We start from the raw sequence: 2,265 nt of genomic DNA on the forward strand, positions 1-2,265 counted from the left end.
CAGGATGTCTGCACGATACGGCAGAGATGCCGTGGAACGTCGGGTCCGACATGGGGCCGGGACGACGTCACCCATAGGATCTTCAGGAGCGAGACATGGATGAGACGGCGATAGCCGGTTTTGCAGCAGACCCGGTGGCGACCTGGGTCTGGCTGGCGACGATCGCCGGCATTCTCGGTCTCTTTATCTTCGATTTTTACCCACGTGCGCAAACCACACGAGCCCACCTTCCGTGAGGCGGGGATCTGGTCGATTTTTTACGTTACGCTTGCGCTCCTCTTCGGCGTCGGCGTTTGGCACTTCTGGGACCGGCAGCACGGCATCGAGTATTTCGCGGGCTTCATCACCGAAAAAAGCCTGTCAGTCGACAACCTTTTCGTGTTCGTCATCATCATGCGGTCCTTCGCGGTGCCACGCGCCTTCCAGCAGAAGGCTCTGCTCATCGGCATCGTCATGGCGCTGGCCATGCGCGGCATCTTCATCGCGCTCGACGCGGCGGCGATTGAGCGCTTCTCTTGGGTGTTTTACATCTTCGGCCTGTTCCTGATCTACACGGCCTACAAGCTTGCCAAGGAGAGCATGACGACCGTCAAGTCGACGGAGGAGGCCTACGAGCCGAACGCCATTGTCCTCTATGTCCAGCGCCACCTGCCGACCGTGCCGGATTTCCGGGGCAATGCGCTGACGGTCATCGAGAACGGCAAGCGATATTTCACGCCGATGTTCATCGTTATCCTAGCGCTCGGCATGACGGATCTGCTCTTCGCGCTCGACTCGATCCCGGCGATCTACGGCCTCACGGATGCACCCTACATCGTCTTCGCCGCCAATGCCTTCGCGCTTTTGGGTCTTCTGCAACTCTACTTCCTGCTTGGGGGGCTGCTCGACCGGCTCGTCTATCTGGGCATAGGGCTGTCGCTGATCCTGGCCTTCATCGGAGGCAAGCTGATCATTCACGCCATGAAGGCCAATACGCTGCCCTTCCTCAACGGCGGGCAGCCGATCGAGGGCCTTCCGCATATCGAGACCGAGTTCTCGTTCATGGTGATCATCGGCATCCTCGTCGTGACAACGGTGTTGAGTCTCATGAAGAGCCGCCGCGACGACCGCATGAACGAAAAGGGCATGTGAGCCCAGAACGGCCGGCCCTCCGGGGCCGGTCGCACCTATCCGTGCAACAGGTCACCAATTCGACGATCATTCGAGGGTCACCGCGAGGAGGATGGGGAACGCGGGCTTATCCCAAATAGCCGCCCGTCGTTCGCAACCCTTAGCCCATCCGCTTTGCAGGATCGAACTGCCGCTCGATGCACCTGAGGCATTGTCGCCTTTGCTAAGGCATCGATAGCTATAAAGTACGAAAGCGGTCATGCCACTCCGAAGTCAGCTCCACTGAAGTCTCTGCAAGGTGATTGTTTGAATGCAGAAGCGCATGCGTACCATTTTGCTGATGTGCTTCGCCAGTTGGACAACTCGCCCACCGAGTGGTCATGGTGATGGATCATCTGACGGGCCGGACAAAGCTATAACAGCCGACGCCTGATGGTGCCTTTCGTTGAACACCAAACACCTCTTCGAACCGGATCTTCGATCCTTGGGCCTGAGGAGTCCAAATGACTTTTCCAACTTTCTCTTATTCCATTACCAGTGCCATAAGCGAAAGCCCGGCGCTCTTCCTGTACAATAAGAAAAGGTTCGGCATAAAAATAGCGCAAGACGATGCATATGACACTATGATGAACGATTTTTCTGGGTCGGATGTGCAACTCAAGTCAGGCATTCGATGCTTGGATCGGAGCGTCCATGATCCGCGCCCGCAGTGCCCCGTCGGGTGGGCGTGGGCATGAAGATGTTGCGGGCATTCTGGCGGGGGGATCTGCCGCTGGCCGAAGCCTTCTGGACCTGGACGGTCATCATCGGCTTGGCGCTCAACCTGTCGACGACCATTGCCCTCCTGACACTCATAAGCCTCGACCACCCGTGGCTGGCGGTGGTTGCAGGCTATTCGGTCTCGGTCCCCTATAACATCATGGCGGTCATCGGCACTTGGCGATCCGCTGAGCGGTATCAGGGTCCTGATATACATGCCGATCTAGGCCGGGGGGCTAGCGTCATGCTGATGGCCCTGTTGAGCATGATTTAGGCCAGATCCTGACCAGGTGCCTTGTGGGATACGCCAAGACGTCTTTTCGGCATCGCTTTTTTGGACAGCCCTTGATCCACGTCAATGAGGATGACGAGCAGATGCGGTAGTATTCTGCTGGT

Annotated in this window: 3 protein-coding genes; all 3 read left to right on the forward strand. The window is 57.6% G+C overall.

What is annotated here, in order from left to right; all coding sequences use genetic code 11:
- Positions 1–95: 95 nt before the first annotated feature.
- Positions 96–236 (forward strand): hypothetical protein, encoded by a 141-nt coding sequence (locus TY51_RS22930; protein ID WP_197054842.1) that lies wholly within the window; start codon positions 96–98, stop codon positions 234–236.
- On the forward strand, positions 205–1,131 hold the full coding sequence (locus TY51_RS19105) for a TerC/Alx family metal homeostasis membrane protein (protein WP_197054843.1): 927 nt from the start codon (positions 205–207) through the stop codon (positions 1,129–1,131). The genes TY51_RS22930 and TY51_RS19105 overlap by 32 nt, the downstream gene beginning before the upstream one ends.
- A gap of 712 nt (positions 1,132–1,843) precedes the next feature.
- Positions 1,844–2,143, forward strand: coding sequence for a hypothetical protein (locus tag TY51_RS19110; protein ID WP_042252829.1), 300 nt, complete (start codon positions 1,844–1,846; stop codon positions 2,141–2,143).
- The last annotated feature ends 122 nt before the right edge of the window (positions 2,144–2,265 follow it).

The sequence above is a fragment of the Paracoccus sp. PAMC 22219 genome (assembly GCF_000787695.1).
Taxonomy (GTDB): Bacteria; Pseudomonadota; Alphaproteobacteria; order Rhodobacterales; family Rhodobacteraceae; genus Paracoccus.

Excerpts from the sequence above, each read along its gene's own strand:
- TY51_RS22930 (WP_197054842.1), top strand. The coding sequence starts at position 96 with ATGGATGAGACGGCGATAGCCGGTTTTGCAGCAGACCCGGTGGCGACC.
- TY51_RS19110 (WP_042252829.1), top strand. The coding sequence starts at position 1,844 with ATGAAGATGTTGCGGGCATTCTGGCGGGGGGATCTGCCGCTGGCCGAA.